Genomic DNA, 19,619 nt, shown 5'->3' with positions numbered 1-19,619 from the left:
CCCTCCTCGATTCGCCGCCGGCTCAAGCGTATTCGACTTCCCAGCGCTTGATGCCGTTGAGCCAGCCGGTCCGCAGCCGCACCGGGTCGGCGACCTGGCGCAGATTCGGCATCGCGTCCGCGATGGCATTGAACATCAGATCGATCTCCAGGCGGGCCAGATTGGCGCCGACACAGTAGTGGGTGCCGGTGCCGCCGAAGCCGACGTGCGGGTTCGGGTCGCGCAGCACGTCGAAGCGGAACGGGTCGGTGAAGGCGTCTTCGTCGAAATTGGCCGAGCTGTAGAACAGGCCGATCCGCTGGCCCTTCTTGATCTGCTGCCCACCGAGCTCCAGGTCGCGGGTGGCGGTGCGCTGGAAGGCGGTCACCGGGGTGGCCCAGCGCACGATCTCGTCGGGCGCGGTGCGCGGGCGCTGCTGCTTGTAGAGCTCCCACTGCTCGGGATTGTCGACGAAGGCCTTCATGCCGTGGGTGATCGAGTTGCGGGTGGTCTCGTTGCCCGCGACGGCGAGCAGGATGACGAAGAACGCGAACTCGTCCGAGCCCAGGTGCTCACCGTCGACATCGGCGTTCACCAGCTGGGTGACGATATCGGCCGCCGGGCAGCCGCGCCGCTGTTCGGCCATGTTCCAGGCGTAGCCCATCACCTCGGCGGTGGCGGTGTGGTGGTTGCCCTCGAACTCCGGATCGTCGTAGGAGATCATCTGGTTGGTCCAGTCGAAGATCTTGCGGCGGTCCTCCTGCGGCACGCCGAGCAGTTCGGCGATCGCCTGCAACGGCAGTTCGACGGCCACCTGTTCGACGAAGTCACCGCGGCCGGACTTCTTGGCCTCGTGCACGATGCGCTCGGCCCGCTCGGTCAGCGCCGCGCGCAGGCCCTCCACCGCGCGCGGGGTGAACCCCTTGGACACGATGCGGCGGATCTTGGTGTGCTGCGGCGGATCCAGGTTCAGCATCAGCATGTTGCCGAGCATGTCGATCTGCTCGCGGGTGGTCTCCTCGTTGAACCGGATGATCGCGGTGTTCTCGTGTGAGGAGAAGTCCTCCGGCCGCTTCGAGATGTCCTTGATGTCGGCCAGTTTGGACACCACCCAGTATCCGCCGTCGTCGAACCCGCTGGCCCGGTCGGGCTGGGCGCACCACCACACCGGCGCGGTGCGCCGCAGCTCGGCGAACTCCTCGACGGGCAGTCGGCTCGCCAGCAGATCGGGATCGGTGAAATCGAATCCTGCCGGGATGTTCGGGCTGATCACGGGTCTCTCCTCCGGTCCGTCACGCGGCACTCGCACGTGATGTGGAACACGTTCCGACGACCATGAAACCACACCGACCCCAGTTTGTGAACAGCGTTTAGTAATACCTGTTAATAATCTGCCGCGACGGCGTGAATCGGCTCGTTCGGCGACCACGGGCGCGCGGGCCGGTCAAGATATCCGGGTGGACCTGCCGTTCCTGCGTGCGCACCCGCACCTGCTGCCGACCTTCCTGGCCCATCAACGGCTGCGCACCACGCCGGTCCCGGGCGGGTCGATCGCGGTCGCCGAGCGGATCGTGCTCGACGACGGAACCCAGCTGTTCCTCAAGACCTGGCCCGGCGGAGTCTCCTCGCCACCCACCGCGGCCCCCGAGTCAGCACCTCCGGGACTGTTCGCCGCCGAGGCGGCGGGGCTCGACTGGCTGCGGGTCTCCGGAGGTGTCGCGGTGCCCGAGGTCTACGCGGCCACCGACGACCTGCTGCTCCTGTCCTGGATCGACCACGCCGAGCCGACCCTCGCCGCCGCCGAACGCTTCGGCGCCGCGCTGGCCGTCACCCACCGGGCGGGCGCACCCCACTTCGGCGCGGCAGCATCCACCGCCGATGCGCGGCCCGCCGCCGACGCGACCCCCACGGCCGATGCGCCGCCGGCCACCGACGCGCCGGGTGTCCCCACTCGAGCCGGATTCCTCGCCGGCCTACCGCTGGACAACACCCCCGGCGACGACTGGCCCACCTGGTTCCGCGAGCACCGCATCCTCCCGTACCTGGAACTCGCCGTCGACGCGGGCGCCCTCGACCCCGCCGACGCCACCGTCGTCGAATCCATCCACATCGACGCCCCCACCGAACCCCCGTCCCGCATCCACGGCGACCTCTGGCCCGGCAACATCCTCTGGGGCCAGGCCGACACGCCCTGGCTCATCGACCCCGCCGCCCACGCAGGCCACCGCGAAACCGACCTCGCCACCCTCCACCTCTTCGGAGGCGCGCCCCACCTACCCCGAATCATCGCCGCCTACAACGAGATCCGCCCCCTCGCTGCCGACTGGCGAACCAGGATCCCCCTCCACCAGCTCCCCGTCCTCCTGGTACACGCCATCCTCTTCGGCCGTTCCTACCGCTCCGCGGTCCTGGCCGCGGCGGCGCACTACTAGACGGCGAGGACAGGGATTCGGTCCATCACACGGGAAGTCGATCGTGCGTTGCTCCAGTACCCTGGCTGATCAGCTGCATACGCAGTCGGTTCATCCGGGGAGGCACGGTCGATGGGCTACATCCAAGTCGGCGTCGTCGCCGTCGCGCTGCTCCTGCGGCTCACAGCGTTCGGTTGGTGGGCCATCTTCTACCTCATTTTCAGCTGGTTCTCGCTCGGCCTGCTCCCGGCAATCACGTTCGGCCCGTTGATCTTCGCCGGATTCGCCGCCGCACCGACCGTCTGGCCGCTGCTCATCGCCGCCGACACCCTGCTGCTGGTGTGCGCGCTGACCTTGGACGACGGCGGCGACAACAAATCCACCAACCCACTGAACGTGCTCACCGGACACGACGGTGGCCTCATGGCCGACAAAGTATTCCGGTACTGCGCGATCGCCTACCTGATCACCCTGCCCGTACTGGTGATCTGGACTCTGGCCGCCTGGGTGTGAACGGCACTGCCGCCGACATCACCCCTGCGATGAGTTCGCGGGCCCCGTCCCGTCCTTATCAATGACCAACCCCACCGCACCCGCTCACACGAGGAGAATCTCGATGAGGAAGATCACCGCCGGCCTGTTCATGTCCCTCGACGGGGTGATCGGCGACCCGCAGGACTGGCACTTCCCCTACTTCGACGACGCCATGGGCGCTGCGGTCGACGCGCAGCTCGGCAGCGCGGACACCCTGCTGCTCGGCCGCGGCACCTACGACAGCTTCGCCGGCGCGTGGCCGGACCGGGAAGCCGAGGGCGGACCCGACGCCGTGTTCGCGAAGAAGCTGGGCGACGCGCGCAAGCTCGTGGTGACCCACCGCGACCGGGACTTCCCCTGGCGCAACTCCGAGCGCCTCGACGGTGAACTGACCGCGGCCGCGGCCGCGCTGCGCGACGAGCCGGGCGGCGACATCGCCATCAGCGGTTCGGTATCGGTGGTGCGGCAACTGCTGGCCGCCGGCCTGCTGGACGAACTCCACCTCCTGGTGCACCCGATCGCAGTCGGCAAGGGGGAGCGGCTGTTCGAGGACGGAACGACGATCCCGCTGCGCCTGCTCTCGTCGGAGGCCTTCGGCACCGGCGTGCTGCACCTGGTCTACACCCGCGACGCCGCCGCGCCCAGCGGTACCTACGACGAGGCGAAAGCTCATCTCGTGCAGGAATAGTCGCGTAGCCGACGAAGGCCGCCTCCATCGCAAGATGAAGGCGGCCTTCGGGGCTTCGGAGAACTCAGCGGGCGAAGAGCAGGGCCCGCTTGACTTCCTGGATGGCCTTGGTGACCTCGATGCCGCGGGGGCAGGCATCGGTGCAGTTGAAGGTGGTGCGGCAGCGCCAGACGCCCTCGACGTCGTTGAGGATGTCGAGGCGGTCGCGGGCGGCTTCGTCGCGGCTGTCGAAGATGAAGCGGTGGGCGTTCACGATCGCGGCCGGGCCGAAGTAGCTGCCGTCGCTCCAGTACACGGGGCAGGAGGTGGTGCAGCAGGCGCACAGGATGCACTTGGTGGTGTCGTCGAAGCGGGCACGGTCGTGCTGGGACTGGATGCGCTCGCGGGTGGGCTCGTTACCCGAGGTGATCAGGTACGGCTTGACGGCACGGAAGGCGTCGAAGAACGGCTCCATGTCGACGACGAGGTCCTTCTCCACCGGCAGGCCGCGGATCGGCTCGACGGTCATGGTGAGGGCCTTGTCGCCCTTGGGCAGCAGGTCCTTCATCAGCACCTTGCAGGCCAGTCGGTTCACACCGTTGATCCGCATCGCGTCCGAACCGCACACACCGTGGGCGCAGGAGCGCCGGAAGGTGAGGGTGCCGTCCAGGTAGGACTTGATGTAGATCAGCACGTTGAGGAAGCGGTCGGTCGGCAGGACCGGCACCTGGAACGAATCCCAGTACGCGCCCTTGTCGTTCTCGGTGCTGAACCGGGCCACCTTGACGGTGACCATGACCGAGCCCTCGGGAACGGGCGCCGGCTTCTGCGTGGTGGGTTCGGCTACAGCAGTCATCAGTACTTACGCTCCATCGGCTCGTAGCGGGTCTGCACCACCGGCTTGAAGTCGAGGCGGATATCGGAGATGAGTTCCGGACCGACCTTGTAGGCCATCGTGTGCCGCATGAAGTTGACGTCGTCACGGTTCGGGTAGTCGTCGCGGGCGTGGCCGCCGCGCGATTCCTTGCGGTTGAGCGCGCCGACGACGGTGACCTCGGCCAGTTCGAGCAGGAAGCCCAGCTCGACGGCCTCGAGCAGGTCGCTGTTGTAGCGCTTGCCCTTGTCCTGCACCGTGATCCGGGTGTAGCGCTCCTTGAGCGCGTGGATATCGGTGAGGGCCTGCTTGAGGGTGTCCTCGGTGCGGAACACCGCGGCGTTCATGTCCATCGAGTACTGCAGCTCGGTGCGGATGTCGGCCACGCGCTCGTTGCCGTGGTCGGACAGGATCAGCGCCAGCCAGTCCTGCACCATCTGCGCCGGGTTCTCCGGCATCTCGACGAACTCGGTGCGCTCGGCGTATTCCGCGGCGGCGATACCGGCGCGACGGCCGAACACGTTGATGTCGAGCAGCGAGTTGGTGCCCAGCCGGTTCGCGCCGTGCACCGACACACACGCGCACTCGCCCGCGGCGTACAGGCCGGGGACCACGTCGGTGTTGTTGCGCAGCACCTCGCCACGGATCTTGGTCGGGATACCGCCCATGACGTAGTGGCAGGTCGGCATGACCGGCACCAGCTCGGTCACCGGGTCGACGCCGAGGTAGGTGCGCGCGAACTCGGTGATGTCGGGCAGCTTCTCCTCGAGCACGTCCTCGCCGAGGTGGGTCACGTCGATGTAGACGTAGTCCTTGTTCGGCCCGGCGCCACGGCCCTCGAGCACCTCGAGCACCATCGAGCGGGCGACGATGTCACGCGGCGCGAGGTCCTTGATGGTGGGGGCGTAGCGCTCCATGAAGCGTTCACCGGAGGCGTTGCGCAGGATGCCACCCTCACCACGGACCGCCTCGGAGATGAGGATGCCCAGGCCCGCGAGGCCTGTCGGGTGGAACTGGTGGAACTCCATGTCCTCGAGCGGCAGGCCCTTGCGGAACACGATCGCCATGCCGTCACCGGTCAGCGTGTGCGCGTTCGAGGTGGTCTTGTACATGCGGCCCGAGCCACCGGTGGCGAACACGATCGACTTCGCGTGGAAGACGTGGATCTCGCCGGTGGACAGCTCGTAGGCGACGACGCCGGTGGCGACGGGGCCACGCTCGGACTCGGTCATCACCAGGTCGAGCACGTAGAACTCGTTGTAGAACTCGACGTCGTGCTTGACGCAGTTCTGGTACAGCGTCTGCAGGATCATGTGACCGGTGCGGTCGGCGGCATAACACGCGCGACGCACCGGCGCCTTGCCGTGGTCACGGGTGTGGCCACCGAAACGGCGCTGGTCGATCTTGCCCTCGGGCGTGCGGTTGAACGGCAGACCCATCTTCTCCAGGTCCATCACCGCGTCGATGGCCTCCTTGGCCATGATCTCGGCGGCGTCCTGGTCGACGATGTAGTCGCCACCCTTGACGGTGTCGAAGGTGTGCCATTCCCAGTTGTCTTCTTCGACGTTGGCCAGCGCGGCGCACATGCCACCCTGGGCCGCGCCGGTGTGGCTGCGCGTCGGGTACAGCTTGGTCAGGACCGCGGTGCGAGCCCGGGGGCCTGCCTCGATCGCCGCGCGCATACCCGCGCCACCGGCGCCGACGATGACGACGTCGTAGCGATGCTCCTGAATCGGACGGGATTCACTCATGCGAGGTGGCCTGTTCCTAACCGGTGATGTTGGGGTCGAAGGTGAAGATGACGTACGTACCGACGCTCACGATGAGGATCATCGAGACCACGAGGATGGCCTTGAGCCAGAACCGGGTGGAGTCCTTGCGGGCGTAGTCGTCGATGACGGTGCGCAGACCGTTGCCGCCGTGCAGCTGTGCCAGCCACAGCATGGACAGGTCCCAGAACTGCCAGAACGGGCTGGCCCAGCGGCCTGCCACGAACGCGAAGTTCAGGCGGTTCACGCCACCGTCGATCATCAGCATGATGAACATGTGGCCGAGCACCAGGATGATCAGGAACAGGCCCGAGATGCGCATGAACAGCCACGCGTACTTCTCGAAGTTGCTGTTCGAGTTCGCCCGCGGGGAGCGCGGTGCGTCGAAGCTGGCCGGGCGGTCATAGGACTTGCCGAGGACAGGTGCAGACATATCAGTGCTCCGTCAGCAGGTAGAAGAACTGGCGGCCGATGCCGGCGGCAGAGACCAGGACCCAGATGGCCAGCACGATCCAGAGCATCTGCTTCTGGAAACGGGGGCCCTGCGACCAGAAGTCGACCAGGATGACCCGGACGCCGTTGAGCGCGTGGAACAGGACGGCGACGACCAGGCCCATCTCCATCAGCGCGACCACGGGGTTCTTGTAGATCGCGATCGAGTGGTCGTAGGTGTCGGGGTTCACCCGAACCAGTGCCGTGTCGAGCACGTGCACGAAGAGGAAGAAGAACAGCGTGACACCGGTGATCCGGTGCAGCGCCCACGACCACATGCCGGGGTCGCCGCGGTACAGGCTCTTCCGCTTCGGCTGGGCCGGAGCCGGAGCTTCTATCGTGGTCATAGAGTGCGGTGCCTCCAACGTCGTTGATGGACCCGGTCACAGATCCGACGCCGACGTGCGTGGAGAGGCAAAATGCCCAGGTGGCTGCGCTGTGTTCTCGAGCGCTGGCCCGCCGCCGGGAACCTGAACCGATCTTCGGCTGACTCTAATCCTCTCTGTTTCGCGGAACTAATTCGGCGTGCCGCGCGTTGCGTGCGAATCCAGCGAGTTAGGTTTACCTTTCTCGATGTCGGATACTGGTGCGAAGGTCCGTTCGTCGACGCGTTCGGCGGGATCGGCTGGAGGTTCGCGATGTCCGAAATCGACTGGAATACCTTGCATGACAAGGCGATTCAGGTAATGGCTGGCGCGTATGCGCCGTACTCGGGTTTCCCGGTCGGCGCGGCTGCTCTCACGGCGGACGGCCGAATTGTGAGCGGTTGCAATGTGGAAAATGTCTCATATGGACTAACGCTGTGTGCCGAATGTGTACTCGTCGGTAACTTATTCGCGACGGGTGGGGGACGGCTCATTGCGGTCTCGGTGACCGATTCCCGGGGCGAAATCCTGATGCCGTGTGGGCGGTGTCGGCAGCTGCTGTTCGAGCATGGTGGGGGCGAGTTGCTCGTCGCTCATGTCGCGGGCCCCAAAGCGCTGAGCGAGCTGCTGCCGTACGCGTTCGGGCCGGACGATCTGGCGGCCGGTCAGCGGGTGAGGTAACGAGCCGGGGCTGCTCGCGCGCCGGGTTAACCGCGAAGTATGCCGTGCGGTGCCGGGAACCGGGGTGGTGCCGATAGCCGTGGGGACAGCTGGTCGGCCAATGGTGTCCGCATGCCGTGACGGCATCCGCATGCAAAACTGGCCGGATGGCGGCACTGGACGCGGTATCGGTTATCACGGGTAAGCGCGACGGGGGCGAGCTGTCCGACGCGCAGATCGACTGGGTGGTGGACGGGTTCACTCGGGGGATCGTCGCCGATGAGCAGATGTCGGCGCTGGCCATGGCGATTCTCTGGCGCGGGATGACCCGGCGCGAGACCGCGCGGTGGACCGCGGCGATGATCGCCTCGGGCAGCCGGCTGGACTTCACCGACCTGCCCCGCCCCACCGTCGACAAGCATTCGACCGGCGGCGTCGGCGACAAGATCACCTTGCCGCTGGCCCCGCTGGTGGCGGCCTGCGGCGCGGCGGTGCCCCAGCTGTCCGGGCGCGGGCTCGGGCACACCGGCGGCACCCTGGACAAACTCGAGTCGATTCCCGGCTGGCGCGCCGATGTCAGCGTGGCGCGCATGCGCGAGATCCTGGCCGACCCCGCGATCGGCGCGGTGGTGTGCGCGGCGGGCGCCGACCTGGCTCCCGCCGACAAGCGGCTTTATGCGTTGCGCGATGTCACCGGCACGGTCGAGTCGATTCCGCTGATCGCGAGCTCGATCATGAGCAAGAAGATCGCCGAGGGGACCGCGGCGCTGGTCCTGGACGTGAAGGTCGGTTCGGGAGCGTTCATGAAGACCGTCGACGGTGCGCGGGACCTGGCCACCGCGATGGTGGAACTCGGCCGCGACGCCGGGGTGAAGACCGTCGCCCTCCTCACGGCCATGGACACCCCGCTCGGCCGCACCGCCGGCAACGCACTCGAGGTCGCCGAGTCGATCGAGGTCCTGGCCGGCGGCGGCCCCGCCGATGTCGTCGAACTGACCCTCACCCTGGCCCGCGAAATGGTCGCCCAGGCGGGCTTGAACATCGATCCGGCCGACGTCCTGGCCGACGGCCGCGCCATGGACCACTGGCGCGCCATGATCCAGGCCCAGGGCGGCGACCCCGACGCCCCCCTGCCGACAGCCCGCCACACCGAGATCCTCCGCGCCGAATCCACCGGCATCCTCACCCGCCTCGACGCCATGTCCGTCGGCCTCGCCACCTGGCACCTCGGCGCAGGCCGCACCCGCCAGGGCGAGAACGTGCAGGCCGGCGCCGGCATCGAAATGCACGCCAAACCAGGCGACCCCGTGCAAGCAGGCCAACCCCTCCTAACCCTGCACACCGACACCCCCGAAGCCTTCCCCACCGCGTTGACCGCCCTCGAAGACGCCCTGACGATCAACCCAACCACCGAACCGAACCCAGCCGCCCTGATCCTCGCCCGAATCGACTGACCCACCCCCACCCCCACGTCCCGACAGATCTCGCAAGCACATGGGTAACTCACCGGGCACGGGCCAACTCGACCCCTCCGATTCCGCCGGCCGCCAACGAATCGGTCGCGGCACTTGGTCTGGCCAGAAGACGCGGAGAGGCGGGGGAGCACATGGGTAACTCGTCGGGTACGGGCTAACTCGACCCTCCGATTCCGCCGGCCGCCAACGAATCGGTCGCGGCACTTGGTCTGGCCAGAAAACGCGGAGAGGCGGAACCGGCTACCGTTCTTACATGACTGGACCGGCGGCTCTTGACCTTGCTTCGATCCGACGCGCACCGAAGGCTTTGCTGCACGATCACCTCGACGGTGGTCTGCGGCCCGCGACGGTGCTGGAACTCGCCGCTGACTGCGGCTACGACGAACTACCCGCCCAGGATGCCCAGAGCTTGGGGGCGTGGTTCCGCGATGCCGCCGACAGCGGCTCGCTGGAGCGGTATCTGGAGACCTTCGCCCACACCGTCGCCGTGATGCAGACCCCTGAGGGGTTGCGGCGGGTGGCGCGGGAGTGCGCGATCGACCTCGCCGCCGACGGTGTGGTCTACGCCGAGGTGCGGTTCGCGCCCGAGCAGCATCTGGAGAAGGGGCTGAGTCTCGACGAGGTCGTCGAGCACACCCTGGCCGGTTTCCGGGAGGGCGAGGCGATCGCGGCCGAGCGCGGCGATGCCATCCGGGTGACGTGTCTGCTGACCGCGATGCGCCATGCCGCCCGTTCGCGGGAGATCGCCGAGCTGACGGTGCGTTTCCGTGATCGCGGGGTCGGCGGTTTCGATATCGCGGGTGCCGAGGCCGGGTTCCCGCCCACCCGTCACCTGGATGCCTTCGAGTATCTGCGAGCCAATCACGCGCACTTCACGATTCACGCGGGGGAGGCGTTCGGGCTGCCGTCGATCCACGAGGCTCTCGCGTTCTGTGGTTGCGACCGGCTGGGCCACGGTGTGCGGATCACCGACGACATCAGTGTTCCGGGTGCCATCGAGGATGCCCGGCTCGGGCTGGTCGCCAACTATGTGCGCGATACGCGGGTGCCGCTGGAGTTGTGCCCGTCGTCGAATGTGCAGACCGGCGCGGTCCCCTCGCTGGACAAGCATCCGTTCGATCTGCTGGCGCGGTTGCGGTTCCGGGTCACTGTCAACACCGACAACCGGCTGATGAGCGACACCACCATGAGCCAGGAGATGCTGAAGCTGGTCGACACCTTCGGTTACGGCTGGAGCGATCTGGAGCGTTTCACCATCAATGCGATGAAGTCGGCGTTCATCCCGTTCCCGGATCGGCTGAAGATCATCGACGAGGTGATCAAGCCGGGTTACGCGGTGCTGCTCGGGTGAAACGACGGCAGGGGCGGCGCCGGTCGGCGTCGCCCCTGCCGTCGCTGGGTCTATTCCTTGACCAAGCGCGCCTCGAACGCGCTCTGCAGGTCACGGAACTGCTGGGCTTCCGCGGCGAAGGGCGGGTTCGGCGCCATCCGGTTCGGGTCGGGGTTGAGCAGGTAGGAGACGTACCAGCCGAGCGGGTTCGACGGCGCCAGCGCCTGTTCCACGCTGTCGTCGTCGGCGTAGTCGGCGGCGTCGCTGAACAGTTCGACCGCCAGATCGAGCTGTTCGACATCGACCGACTGGGGGCCCGTGGCCAGATCGTCGACCAGGCCGGTGAGCACGTAGACGTTCTCGTCGGTGACCTCGACCTCGATGGATCCGTCGACCGCGGCGGTCTGCACGTCGGCGAAGGTGGAGACCCGGGCCAGCTCGTGCTCGTGATCGTCGGCCAGGTAGCGCGCCAGCGCGCGCTCGGAGCCGAAGACCGTGATGGAGCGGCCGTCGCCGAGGAAGATCGGCTCGTCGTCGAGGTAGCAGCGCAGGGTGTACTGCTCGCCGTCGGAGGTGACGATCTTCACCGGGTCGATGCCGACCTCGTGCCAGAACGACTCGTCTTCGTCTTCGTCGTCGGCGGAGAGGTCGACGTTCTCGAACTCCTCGTCCTCCTCGGCGGCGTCGTCGGCGTCGACCTCGTTCTCCTCGGCGGCCAGCAGTTCGGCCTCGGCGACGGCGACCGCGGCCGCGTCGACCTCGGGGGTGGTGACCACGCCGTCGATCGCGTCGAGCACGTCGTCCCAGCTCTTGACGATGGCGGCGCCGACCTGGTCCCACAGCTCTTCGCCCTCGCGCCCGGCGAAGGTGCGGACACCGCCGGCCAGGGTGTCGAGCACCGGGTTGTTCCCGAAGAACTCGGTCACCACGTCGAGCTCGCACACCTCGCCGATATTGCGCACCATCGCGAGGGTGTCTTCGAGCTCGCCGACGACCTCGACGTCCGGGTCGCCCGCGGCCAGCTCGGGCACGGCGACCAGATCGAAACTGAAGTTCTCCTCCGGCTCCAGCTCGGCGGCCGACAAACCGGCGATGACCGCCCACGACGGGTGGTCGACGAGGTCGTTGTCGGAGTTGGTGCGGATGAACGCCGCCAGCTCCGCCACGGACTCGAAACCGTAGAGGTCGTCCTCGTGACCGAGGAACGCCTCCCACTCGTCGTCACCGTCGCGCCAGCGCGGTGCCCACAGGGTGACGAGATCGCCATCGGTCAGACCGAGCTCGATCGGGACGATGTCTCCAGAAGCCATGACGCGAAGCCTATCGAGCTTCAGCGCCGGGCACTATCCGGCCCGGGTGCTAATTGCCCGTCGGGCTGTGCGGCGGCTCCGGTGAGCGATTCGTTCAGTGTCGCAATGATGTTGGAACGCTGCGCGCCGGCGGTCTCGGTGGCCTGTTTGCAGGCGGTCAGGATCAGCTGGGCGGCCTCGGCGGGGGCGAGGGCGGTGATGCCCTCGTCGAGCCGCAGCGCGACCAGTGCGCCGTCGCTGTTCACCTCGGCGGTGACCAGCCCGTCCTCGGTGGTGAAACGCCCGTTGACCTGCTTCAACCCGTACAGCGCCGCCTCCAGCGCTTCGAGTTTGCCCGTCACCCCGGCGACCAGGGCGTCCATTTCCGCGCTCACAGTGGCCTCATCCAGCTCGTCTGACCGGTATCGGCGTCGTCGATGCGGTCGAGTTCCTCGACCGCCTGACGCCGGGTCGGCAGGTTCATCCGGTCCAGCAGCTGATCGGGGATGCCTGCCTGCTCGCTGTAGACCTCGCGCAGGCGCGCGGCGGCGGCGATGGTCGAGCGCTTGGTCAGGCGCAGGATCTCATCGGCCAGCGCCTGCGCGCCGTACTGGTATTCGCTGCGCTCGAACTTGATCGCGATCGGCAGGCCCATGCTGGTCGCGCGGACCGAGATGGTGCCTGATCGGTTGCTGCTGACCGCCGATTCCACATTGGGAACCTCGGGCATCGGCGCGCCGGTCATTCGGTAGGCCTGTAGAAGCCGTAGAACTCCATACCACTGTTCTCCGTTCGGATGGAACTGATCGAGACCGGGTCGCCGGCCTCGACGAGCTGCCCGTTGCCGACCACCATGGCGACGTGGCCGTCCCACACGGCCAGGTCGCCCGGCTGCAGGTCACCGGGGGAAACCTGAGGATGTCCGATGTGCTGTTCCTGGGCGAGCCGGGGCAGTTCGACGCCCGCCTCGCCGTAGGCGTACTTGGTCAGGCCGCTGCAGTCGATGCCCGAGTTGGGGTCGTTGCCGCCCCAGACGTACGGGGTGCCGCAGGCGCCGATCGCGGCGCGCACCGCGGTGGCGGCTTCCTCGTTGGGCGCCTCGACCACGCTGCCGTCGGGCAGGGTGATCTTGACGCCGGTGCCGTCGGACCCGGTGGACGACCCGGTGTTGGTCTTGGTGCCGTTGTTGTTGGTGGTGGTGCCCTGCGTGGTCGTCTTGGAGCCGTCGGTAGTGGTCGAGCCCATCACCGACGACAGCGACGACCCGACCGTGCTAAGTAGTGAACTGCCCGTGCTCGCCGCGGTGGACAGCAGGCCCGAGCTCGCCGAGGACACGAGGTTGGTCGCGCCGCTGGACACACTCGCCAGTGAGGTGCTCGACGGCGCGGGAGTGAGTTCCTGGATGGCGGCGGTCTGGGTGCCCAGCTCGTCCTGCACCCGGCCGACGACGCCCATGCCCTCGCCGATGTGCTCGATCGCGGAGGCGACCACCGCGGTCAGGCCGGCTGGTGTGCCGAGGGTGGGGCTGAGCGCGGAGACGTCGGCGAGGAAGGAGTTGACGATGGTGTCGAGATCCTTCTGCCCGGTCTCGACGTAGGCCGCGGCCTGGTCGACCACGGTCGCCATCTCGTTGCCGTTGTCCGACAGCAGCGCCGAGGAGGTCTGCACGCGCAGCGCCTTGGAGGTGGCCGCGTCGACGGCCTGGCCGTCCCACGCCGAGTTCACCTGGTTGATGCTGTTGCGGCCGAGCTGATAGATCTGGTCGAGGTTGGTCGAGGTCGAGCGCAGGCCGTCGGAGGCGCCGCCGGTGCCGAGCACACCGGTGCCGAAGCTCGACAGCAGATCCAGCAGGGGCTGGGCCAGGCCGGTGAGGTCGATCATGCGTCGGCACCCAGATCGCCGGCCGCCGAGGTGAGCGGGGCGGCGTTGTTGAGGTCGGTGTCGACCAGGGTGGTGGCGGCACTGGCGGTGGCCGTGCCCATGCTCGCCATGACCGCCGAGAGCTGGGCGATGGAGGCGACGTGGCCCGCGTGCGCCGCGGAATAGGCGGTCACGAAGTCACCGCCGATCAGGCCCATGACCGGGCCGAGCAGACCGGGAGCGGCCGCCGCCGAACCGGCTGCCGCCGTCGCCAGGTCCGTCGACATGACCCCAGCTGTCGCACTGTAGGCGATGATGCCCTCGGCATCGGCCGACATCTTGCGCATCGAACTTCCCCCAATCCTCACGTTTCCGGGCAGAGTACGTCATTCATCAGTTTGGACGCACCGACGCCGCATTCGGTTCCCACGTCCGCGAAATTTTCCCCAGCAGCCGCACGGCGGCGCCTGGCGACCCTATCGTTTTTTCATGCGCACCGACACTGTCGACCACCCACTCGCCGCGACGCTGCTCAGTACCCTGCGCGACGCCCGCACCGACAACGCCACCTTCCGCAACGCATTGGCCGACCTCACCGGCATCCTGATGTACGAAGTGCTGCGCGACGCGCCCGTCGTGCGGTCCCCGATCGAAACGCCGGTCGCGACCACCCAGGGCGTCCGGCTGGCGGCCCCGCCGCTGCTGGTCCCGGTGCTGCGCGCCGGCCTCGGCATGGTCTACGCGGCCGCCGATCTGGTGCCGCAGGCCCGCGTCGGTTTCGTCGGGATCGCTCGCGACGAGCAGACCCACCAGCCGGTGCCCTACCTGGAATCGCTGCCCGATGACCTGGCCGGCCTGCCCGTCTTCGTCCTCGACCCGATGCTCGCCACCGGCGGCTCGATGCTGCACACCCTCGACCTGCTGGCCGCCCGCGGCGCCACCGACATCACCGCCGTCTGCGTGGTCGCCGCCCCGGAAGGTGTTGCCGCCCTCGCCGATTCGGGCCACCCGGTGCGCCTGGTCACCGCCGCGATCGACGAGAAACTCAACGAGAACGCCTACATCGTGCCCGGTCTCGGCGACGCGGGCGACCGCCAGTTCGGCCCGCGCTGACCTAGTCCGCCGCGCCGAGGAAGAGTTCGAGGTGGTCACACGCCGCGCAGCGGTAGGCGTCGACCGCCCGCGCGGTCTTGCGGGAGCGGCGCCTGCCGCCGAAGAAACCGATCTCGAACGGGCCTTCCAGCCAGCGGCTTTCGCCGTTCGCCTGCTGGCCGGTGTCCTCGAGCAGACCGAGCCGTAGGTCGGTACCGCCGCAGTGGGTGCAGTGTCGTGCCGTCACCCGGTGACTGTATCGAGGCCGCGGCAGTAGTCCGCGAGCGCGCGCAGCCGCGCGGTGGCCGCGGCCCTCGCGGCGGGCAGGGCGGCGGCGTCGGCGACCGGGGTGACGACCTCGAGATAGCACTTGAGTTTCGGTTCGGTGCCCGATGGCCGGACGACGATGCGGAAGTCCTCGGCCTCGAAGATCAGCGCATCGGTGCGCATCCGGCCGCGGACCAGGGACTGGTCGGTGAATTTCACCGGGGTACCGGCGATTTCGCTGGGTGGGTCGGCGCGCAGGGCCGCGGTCAGCGCCGATGCCGCGGCCTGGTCGGGCAGGCGCAGCGACACCTGGTCGCCGGTGTGCAGCCCGAATTCGACCGCGTAGGAGTCGAGTTCGCTCAGCAGCGAGCCCTCCTCGGCGGTCAGCAGGGCGACCAGGTCGGCGGCGGCCACCGCGGCCGAGATGCCGTCCTTGTCGCGGACCCTGGCCGGGTCGACGCAGTGACCGATCGCCTCCTCGTAGGCGTACACCAGGCCATCGCCCGCCCTGGCCAGCCATTTGAAGCCGGTCAGTGTCTCGGCGTAGCGGGCCGAGCGCGCCCGCGCGAGCTTCGACAGCAGCCGTGAAGACACCAGCGTGGTCGCCACCAGCGGATCGGCGGGCCGCGAGCGCAGCACGTAATCGGCCAGCAGCACCCCGGTCTCGTCGCCGCGCAGCATCCGCCAGCCGCCGGGGCCGGGCACGCCGAGGGCGCAGCGGTCCGCGTCGGGGTCAAGGGCGATCGCGAGATCGGCGTCGACCTTCGCGGCCAGGGCCAGCAGCAGATCGGCGGCCCCGGGTTCCTCCGGGTTGGGGAAGGCGACGGTGGGGAAGTCGGGGTCGGGAGCGTACTGCTCCTCGACGACGTGCACATCGGCGAACCCGGCCGCCGCCAGCGCGCGCACCGCGAGCTCGCCGCCGACGCCGTGCAGCGCGGTCAGCGCGATCCGGACGTCGGCCCGCTCACCCGATCCGCCGAGCAGCCGGGGCAGGGCGGCGATCCTGGCCAGATACCGGTCGACGAGTTCGGCGCCCGACGGTGCCACCGCCGCCCGCTCGATCGGTTCGCCGACCTGCTCGATGCACTGCTCGATCTCGGTGTCGGCGGGCGCGATGAGCTGCGAACCGCCGTCCAGGTACACCTTGTAGCCGTTGTCGGCGGGCGGATTGTGCGAGGCGGTGATCTGCACCCCGGCCACCGCGCCGAGTTCGCGCACCGCGAACGCCACCACCGGGGTCGGCACCGGTTCGGGCAGCAGCGTCACCGGGAAGCCGGCGGCGGTGAAGATCTCGGCCGTCGCGGTGGCGAACTCGGCCGACCCGTGCCGGGCGTCGCGCCCGACCACGACCGCGCCGCCACCCAGACACCGCCCGCGCAGCCAGTCCGCCAGCCCGGCCGTCGCCCGCGACACCGTGCCCACGTTCATCCCGTCCGGACCGTCCCGCAGCGGTCCGCGCAGGCCCGCCGTCCCGAAGCGCAGCATCTACACCCGCTCCAGAATGCCGCGCAGCAACTTGCCCAACCGGGGCGCGGCGGCCTGCCCCTCGGCCAGTACCTCGGCGTGCGAGAGGGGCTGACCGGTCACGCCAGCGGCGAGGTTGGTGACCAGCGAGATGCCGAGCACCCTGGCCCCGCGCGAGCGCGCCTCGATCGCCTCGAGCACCGTCGACATGCCGACCAGGTCGGCGCCGAGGGTGGCCAGCATGCGGATCTCGGCGGGCGTCTCGTACTGCGGCCCGGTCAGGCCCGCGTAGACGCCCTCGCGCAGGCTGGGGTCGATCTCCCTGGCCAGCGCCCGCAGACCGGGATCCCAGGCGTCGACCAGGTCGACGAACCGCGCGCCTTCCAGCGGGGTACGCGCGGTGAGATTGAGATGGTCGGCGATCAGCAGCGGCTCACCCACCTGCAGGCCGGGCCGGATCCCGCCCGCGGCATTGGTGAGCAGCACGATCTCGGCGCCCGCGGCGATCGCGGCCGTCACCGGATGCACCACCTGCTGCGGGGTGTACCCCTCGTAGAGATGCTGGCGGCCCATCAGCAGCAGTACGTCGGTGTCGTTCACCGAGACCGAATGCACCATGCCGCCGTGGCCCTGCGCGCTGGGTCGGCCGAAGCCGGGTAACTCCGGCATGGCGATCGAGGTGTGCGGCGCGCCGATCTCGGCGGCTGCCTCCTGCCACCCCGATCCCAGCACCACGGCCACGCGATGACGCGGCACTCCCGTACGTTCGGCAATCGCCTGAGCGGCCTGTTCGGCAAGCATGCTGTGATATTAGCGGCGCGGGCGCCGCGTGTTCGCGGCCCCGCCAGGGCCGCCGGTCAGGCACCGCGGCTTGCTCCTTCGTCGCCTACGCCGCGGCACCTGACCGGCGACCCGGCCGCGAACCGGCCGCTGCGCGGCCGCCCCTCCTCGGGGTCGGGGGTGGTGGTCGGCGACATCGGCGGTCGCGCCTACCCGCGAGTAGGTAGGGGTTCAGCTGCGGTTTATTCTTCCCTGCATGCCGTATTTGGAGCGCTCTGGTGATGTGTTCGTCCTGTACCTCGGGAACGAGGGGGAGACCGACAACGAGAACCGTTTCTCGCCGGACTGGATCGAGGCCTTCCACGCCGCGCTCGACGAGGTCGAGGCCGCCGAGGGTGCCGCCGCGCTGGTCACGGTCGCGACCGGCAAGTACTACAGCAACGGCCTCGACACCGACTGGGTCTTCGGCAACCTGGACAAGATCCACGGTTACCTCGACCGGGTGCACACCCTCTACACCCGCCTGCTGACCTTCCCGCTGCCCACCGTCGCCGCCATCAACGGCCACGCCTTCGGCGCGGGCGCCATGCTGGCCACCTCGCACGACTTCCGGGTGATGCGCGGTGACCGCGGCTTCTGGTCGCTGCCCGAGGTGCACCTGGGCATGCCCTTCACCGTCGGCATGAACGGGCTGCTCAAGGGCCGCCTGAGCAACCAGGTGTGCGTGCAGGCGATGACCACCGGGCACCGCTACGCCGCCGACGAGGCCATCGCCGCCGGCATCGTCGACGCCAAGGCCGACGCCGAGCAGGTGCTGCCTGCCGCCATCGCGCGCGCCGCCGCGCTCACCAGCCTGCGCAAGCCGATCACCCCGATCATCAAGGCCGCGCTGCACGCGGAGACCCTGGCCGCGCTGGCCACCCCGGTCACCCCGGAGAACCTGCCCTTCGGCAACTGAGCCGCTCGCCGGTGCGCCCGGAACCAGGACTGATGCGAGACTGGTTGGTATGGCACCCTCGCGCACCGGCGAATTCTCGGCCACCGCATCCGATACCGCGATCCTCGCGGCCTCGGCCGAGCTGATCGGGCTCTCGCACGCGATTCATGCCGAACCGGAACTGGCCTTCGCCGAAACGCGCAGCGTCGCCAAGATCCTGGCCCCGCTGACCGAGCGGGGATTCGACATCACCACCGGCGTCGCCGGACTGCCGACCGCTTTTCGCGCCGTCTACGGCAGCGGCGCGCTCACCGTCGGCATCTGCGCCGAATACGACGCGCTGCCCGAGATCGGGCACGCCTGCGGGCACAACATCATCGCCGCGGCCGCCGTCGGCGCCGCACTCGGCCTGGCCGAAGTCGCCGATGACCTGGGCCTGACCGTCGTCGTGCTCGGCACCCCGGCCGAGGAGAGCGGCGGCGGCAAGGTGCTCATGCTGGACGCGGGCGCCTTCGACGACCTCGCGCTGGCGATGATGGTGCACCCCGGCCCCAGCGACATCGTCGGCGCGCGCTCGCTGGCGCTGGCCGACCTGGCGATCACCTTCCACGGCCGCGAGGCCCACGCCAGCGCCGCGCCCGAAATGGGCCGCAACGCCGGCGACGCGGTCACCGTCACTCAGGTTGCTCTCGGCTTGCTGCGCCAGCACCTGCGGCCCGGCCAGCAACTGCACGGTATAGTCGCCGACGGTGGCGTAGCCCCCAACATCGTGCCCGGCCGCGCGGAATTGCTGTACTACCTCCGTGCGACCGATTCCGCCTCCCTCGACGACCTGATGCGCCGGGCGAAAGCGTGTTTCGAAGCGGGCGCCCTGGCAACCGGCTGCACTCACGACATACGGACGCTCGCGCCCACCTACACCGAGCTCACCCCCGATCCGATGCTGTCGGCGCTCTACCGCGCGCAGATCACCGGCCTGGGACGGATGCCGATCGCACCCGAGCTCGAGGGCGCACGGCCGCTCGGGAGCACCGACATGGGCAACGTCACCAATGTCATCCCCGGCATCCACCCGGTGATCGGCATCGACGCCGGTGGCGCGGTCACCCATCAGCCGGACTTCGCCGCCGCCGCGGTGAACGCCTCGGCCGACCGTGCGGTCCTCGACGGCGCGCTCGCGCTCGCGCGTACCGCTGTCGCGACGGCACGCGATGAAGTACACAGGGACAGGTTGTTGCAAACTCTGGTCGAACGACAGGAGGACATTCGGTGAGCATCTCCGGCCATCCGGGCACCACCCACGCAGGCGAGGACGCACTATCGGTGGGCCTGACCGCCCAGCCGATGACGCGCGCGAACGCGGTGGTCCCGACC

Annotated in this window: 22 protein-coding genes; 9 read left to right on the top strand and 13 right to left on the bottom strand. The window is 68.8% G+C overall.

The genetic code is table 11. The features are described from left to right. Positions 1 to 22 precede the first annotated feature (22 nt). The gene (locus ACFXK0_RS19155; RefSeq protein ID WP_379411809.1) at positions 23 to 1,252 is read right to left on the bottom strand and encodes a cytochrome P450; all 1,230 of its coding nucleotides are present in this window, start codon (positions 1,250 to 1,252) and stop codon (positions 23 to 25) included. Positions 1,253 to 1,436: 184 nt separating this feature from the next. On the opposite strand from ACFXK0_RS19155, the gene ACFXK0_RS19150 reads away from it, so the two are divergent. The 3 genes from ACFXK0_RS19150 (at position 1,437) to ACFXK0_RS19140 (ending at position 3,612) form a co-directional block, all read left to right on the top strand. Continuing rightward, entirely contained in the window at positions 1,437 to 2,411 is a 975-nt protein-coding gene (locus ACFXK0_RS19150) for a fructosamine kinase family protein (RefSeq protein ID WP_379411807.1), read from the top strand. Between the two features lie 111 nt (positions 2,412 to 2,522). Then, positions 2,523 to 2,903, top strand: coding sequence for a hypothetical protein (locus ACFXK0_RS19145; protein ID WP_379411805.1), 381 nt, complete (start codon positions 2,523 to 2,525; stop codon positions 2,901 to 2,903). Between the two features lie 103 nt (positions 2,904 to 3,006). Then, positions 3,007 to 3,612 carry a dihydrofolate reductase family protein gene (locus tag ACFXK0_RS19140; RefSeq protein ID WP_379411804.1) on the top strand — a complete coding sequence of 202 codons (606 nt, stop codon included), beginning with the start codon at positions 3,007 to 3,009 and terminating at the stop codon, positions 3,610 to 3,612. Positions 3,613 to 3,676: 64 nt separating this feature from the next. Here ACFXK0_RS19140 and ACFXK0_RS19135 read toward each other — a convergent pair whose 3' ends face one another. Genes ACFXK0_RS19135 through sdhC form a run of 4 tightly spaced genes read right to left on the bottom strand, consistent with a single transcriptional unit; the run spans position 3,677 to position 7,073 of the window. Continuing rightward, positions 3,677 to 4,447: a succinate dehydrogenase iron-sulfur subunit gene (locus tag ACFXK0_RS19135; RefSeq protein WP_379411802.1), complete on the bottom strand. Its 771-nt coding sequence runs from the start codon at positions 4,445 to 4,447 to the stop codon at positions 3,677 to 3,679. Then, positions 4,447 to 6,216 carry a succinate dehydrogenase flavoprotein subunit gene (gene sdhA / locus ACFXK0_RS19130; protein WP_379411801.1) on the bottom strand — a complete coding sequence of 590 codons (1,770 nt, stop codon included), beginning with the start codon at positions 6,214 to 6,216 and terminating at the stop codon, positions 4,447 to 4,449. Before sdhA ends, ACFXK0_RS19135 begins: the two co-directional genes overlap by 1 nt. A gap of 16 nt (positions 6,217 to 6,232) precedes the next feature. Then, positions 6,233 to 6,667, bottom strand: coding sequence for a succinate dehydrogenase hydrophobic membrane anchor subunit (locus tag ACFXK0_RS19125; RefSeq protein ID WP_379411800.1), 435 nt, complete (start codon positions 6,665 to 6,667; stop codon positions 6,233 to 6,235). Position 6,668: 1 nt separating this feature from the next. Beyond that, positions 6,669 to 7,073: a succinate dehydrogenase, cytochrome b556 subunit gene (gene sdhC / locus ACFXK0_RS19120; RefSeq protein WP_379303389.1), complete on the bottom strand. Its 405-nt coding sequence runs from the start codon at positions 7,071 to 7,073 to the stop codon at positions 6,669 to 6,671. A gap of 291 nt (positions 7,074 to 7,364) precedes the next feature. Between sdhC and ACFXK0_RS19115 the strand changes: the two genes are divergently transcribed. From ACFXK0_RS19115 to ACFXK0_RS19105, 3 genes are all read left to right on the top strand, one after another. After that, positions 7,365 to 7,772 (top strand): cytidine deaminase, encoded by a 408-nt coding sequence (locus ACFXK0_RS19115; RefSeq protein WP_379411798.1) that lies wholly within the window; start codon positions 7,365 to 7,367, stop codon positions 7,770 to 7,772. Between the two features lie 146 nt (positions 7,773 to 7,918). Beyond that, complete coding sequence (locus ACFXK0_RS19110; protein ID WP_379411797.1) at positions 7,919 to 9,205, top strand: thymidine phosphorylase; 1,287 nt, start codon at positions 7,919 to 7,921, stop codon at positions 9,203 to 9,205. A 274-nt stretch (positions 9,206 to 9,479) separates the two neighbouring features. Continuing rightward, on the top strand, positions 9,480 to 10,577 hold the full coding sequence (locus ACFXK0_RS19105) for an adenosine deaminase (RefSeq protein WP_379411795.1): 1,098 nt from the start codon (positions 9,480 to 9,482) through the stop codon (positions 10,575 to 10,577). 50 nt (positions 10,578 to 10,627) lie between these two features. Here the strand turns inward: ACFXK0_RS19105 and ACFXK0_RS19100 are convergent, their stop codons facing one another. From ACFXK0_RS19100 to ACFXK0_RS19080, 5 genes are read right to left on the bottom strand one after another with little or no spacing between them, the layout of a single operon-like run. Beyond that, positions 10,628 to 11,866 carry a primosomal protein gene (locus ACFXK0_RS19100; protein WP_379411794.1) on the bottom strand — a complete coding sequence of 413 codons (1,239 nt, stop codon included), beginning with the start codon at positions 11,864 to 11,866 and terminating at the stop codon, positions 10,628 to 10,630. 20 nt (positions 11,867 to 11,886) lie between these two features. Continuing rightward, positions 11,887 to 12,240, bottom strand: coding sequence for a YbaB/EbfC family nucleoid-associated protein (locus ACFXK0_RS19095; RefSeq protein ID WP_379411792.1), 354 nt, complete (start codon positions 12,238 to 12,240; stop codon positions 11,887 to 11,889). Beyond that, positions 12,237 to 12,575 carry a hypothetical protein gene (locus ACFXK0_RS19090; RefSeq protein ID WP_379411791.1) on the bottom strand — a complete coding sequence of 113 codons (339 nt, stop codon included), beginning with the start codon at positions 12,573 to 12,575 and terminating at the stop codon, positions 12,237 to 12,239. Before ACFXK0_RS19090 ends, ACFXK0_RS19095 begins: the two co-directional genes overlap by 4 nt. A gap of 11 nt (positions 12,576 to 12,586) precedes the next feature. Further along, positions 12,587 to 13,726 carry a C40 family peptidase gene (locus ACFXK0_RS19085; protein WP_379411789.1) on the bottom strand — a complete coding sequence of 380 codons (1,140 nt, stop codon included), beginning with the start codon at positions 13,724 to 13,726 and terminating at the stop codon, positions 12,587 to 12,589. After that, on the bottom strand, positions 13,723 to 14,052 hold the full coding sequence (locus ACFXK0_RS19080) for a hypothetical protein (RefSeq protein WP_379411788.1): 330 nt from the start codon (positions 14,050 to 14,052) through the stop codon (positions 13,723 to 13,725). The genes ACFXK0_RS19085 and ACFXK0_RS19080 overlap by 4 nt, the downstream gene beginning before the upstream one ends. A 142-nt stretch (positions 14,053 to 14,194) precedes the next feature. On the opposite strand from ACFXK0_RS19080, the gene upp reads away from it, so the two are divergent. Further along, entirely contained in the window at positions 14,195 to 14,818 is a 624-nt protein-coding gene (upp, locus tag ACFXK0_RS19075; protein WP_379411786.1) for a uracil phosphoribosyltransferase, read from the top strand. A 1-nt stretch (position 14,819) separates the two neighbouring features. On the opposite strand, the gene ACFXK0_RS19070 is transcribed toward upp, so the two are convergent. From ACFXK0_RS19070 to ACFXK0_RS19060, 3 genes are read right to left on the bottom strand one after another with little or no spacing between them, the layout of a single operon-like run. Next, entirely contained in the window at positions 14,820 to 15,044 is a 225-nt protein-coding gene (locus tag ACFXK0_RS19070; protein WP_379411785.1) for a hypothetical protein, read from the bottom strand. Next, positions 15,041 to 16,549 (bottom strand): phospho-sugar mutase, encoded by a 1,509-nt coding sequence (locus ACFXK0_RS19065; protein WP_379411783.1) that lies wholly within the window; start codon positions 16,547 to 16,549, stop codon positions 15,041 to 15,043. Before ACFXK0_RS19065 ends, ACFXK0_RS19070 begins: the two co-directional genes overlap by 4 nt. Next, on the bottom strand, positions 16,550 to 17,329 hold the full coding sequence (locus tag ACFXK0_RS19060; protein ID WP_379411782.1) for a purine-nucleoside phosphorylase: 780 nt from the start codon (positions 17,327 to 17,329) through the stop codon (positions 16,550 to 16,552). A gap of 235 nt (positions 17,330 to 17,564) precedes the next feature. Here ACFXK0_RS19060 and ACFXK0_RS19055 point away from each other — a divergent pair, with 235 nt between their 5' ends. Continuing rightward, on the top strand, positions 17,565 to 18,266 hold the full coding sequence (locus ACFXK0_RS19055) for an enoyl-CoA hydratase-related protein (RefSeq protein ID WP_379411780.1): 702 nt from the start codon (positions 17,565 to 17,567) through the stop codon (positions 18,264 to 18,266). 49 nt (positions 18,267 to 18,315) lie between these two features. Beyond that, positions 18,316 to 19,518 carry a M20 family metallopeptidase gene (locus ACFXK0_RS19050; RefSeq protein ID WP_379411779.1) on the top strand — a complete coding sequence of 401 codons (1,203 nt, stop codon included), beginning with the start codon at positions 18,316 to 18,318 and terminating at the stop codon, positions 19,516 to 19,518. Positions 19,519 to 19,619 lie beyond the last annotated feature (101 nt).

This window comes from Nocardia sp. NPDC059177 (assembly GCF_042755165.1).
Lineage (GTDB): Bacteria > Actinomycetota > Actinomycetes > Mycobacteriales > Mycobacteriaceae > Nocardia.
The sequence above is the reverse complement of the archived record's forward strand: the minus strand, read 5'-3'. Positions and strand labels throughout refer to the sequence as shown.

What these genes read in the sequence shown, in the direction of transcription:
- ACFXK0_RS19140 (WP_379411804.1), top strand. Translation starts at nt 3,007, where the DNA reads ATGAGGAAGATCACCGCCGGCCTGTTCATGTCCCTCGACGGGGTGATC.
- ACFXK0_RS19100 (WP_379411794.1), bottom strand. Translation starts at nt 11,866, where the DNA reads ATGGCTTCTGGAGACATCGTCCCGATCGAGCTCGGTCTGACCGATGGC.
- ACFXK0_RS19090 (WP_379411791.1), bottom strand. Translation starts at nt 12,575, where the DNA reads ATGCCCGAGGTTCCCAATGTGGAATCGGCGGTCAGCAGCAACCGATCA.
- ACFXK0_RS19060 (WP_379411782.1), bottom strand. Translation starts at nt 17,329, where the DNA reads ATGCTTGCCGAACAGGCCGCTCAGGCGATTGCCGAACGTACGGGAGTG.
- ACFXK0_RS19085 (WP_379411789.1), bottom strand. Translation starts at nt 13,726, where the DNA reads ATGATCGACCTCACCGGCCTGGCCCAGCCCCTGCTGGATCTGCTGTCG.
- sdhA (WP_379411801.1), bottom strand. Translation starts at nt 6,216, where the DNA reads ATGAGTGAATCCCGTCCGATTCAGGAGCATCGCTACGACGTCGTCATC.
- sdhC (WP_379303389.1), bottom strand. Translation starts at nt 7,073, where the DNA reads ATGACCACGATAGAAGCTCCGGCTCCGGCCCAGCCGAAGCGGAAGAGC.
- ACFXK0_RS19135 (WP_379411802.1), bottom strand. Translation starts at nt 4,447, where the DNA reads ATGACTGCTGTAGCCGAACCCACCACGCAGAAGCCGGCGCCCGTTCCC.
- ACFXK0_RS19105 (WP_379411795.1), top strand. Translation starts at nt 9,480, where the DNA reads ATGACTGGACCGGCGGCTCTTGACCTTGCTTCGATCCGACGCGCACCG.
- ACFXK0_RS19055 (WP_379411780.1), top strand. Translation starts at nt 17,565, where the DNA reads ATGCCGTATTTGGAGCGCTCTGGTGATGTGTTCGTCCTGTACCTCGGG.
- ACFXK0_RS19110 (WP_379411797.1), top strand. Translation starts at nt 7,919, where the DNA reads ATGGCGGCACTGGACGCGGTATCGGTTATCACGGGTAAGCGCGACGGG.
- ACFXK0_RS19115 (WP_379411798.1), top strand. Translation starts at nt 7,365, where the DNA reads ATGTCCGAAATCGACTGGAATACCTTGCATGACAAGGCGATTCAGGTA.
- ACFXK0_RS19050 (WP_379411779.1), top strand. Translation starts at nt 18,316, where the DNA reads ATGGCACCCTCGCGCACCGGCGAATTCTCGGCCACCGCATCCGATACC.
- ACFXK0_RS19125 (WP_379411800.1), bottom strand. Translation starts at nt 6,667, where the DNA reads ATGTCTGCACCTGTCCTCGGCAAGTCCTATGACCGCCCGGCCAGCTTC.
- upp (WP_379411786.1), top strand. Translation starts at nt 14,195, where the DNA reads ATGCGCACCGACACTGTCGACCACCCACTCGCCGCGACGCTGCTCAGT.
- ACFXK0_RS19065 (WP_379411783.1), bottom strand. Translation starts at nt 16,549, where the DNA reads ATGCTGCGCTTCGGGACGGCGGGCCTGCGCGGACCGCTGCGGGACGGT.
- ACFXK0_RS19080 (WP_379411788.1), bottom strand. Translation starts at nt 14,052, where the DNA reads ATGCGCAAGATGTCGGCCGATGCCGAGGGCATCATCGCCTACAGTGCG.
- ACFXK0_RS19145 (WP_379411805.1), top strand. Translation starts at nt 2,523, where the DNA reads ATGGGCTACATCCAAGTCGGCGTCGTCGCCGTCGCGCTGCTCCTGCGG.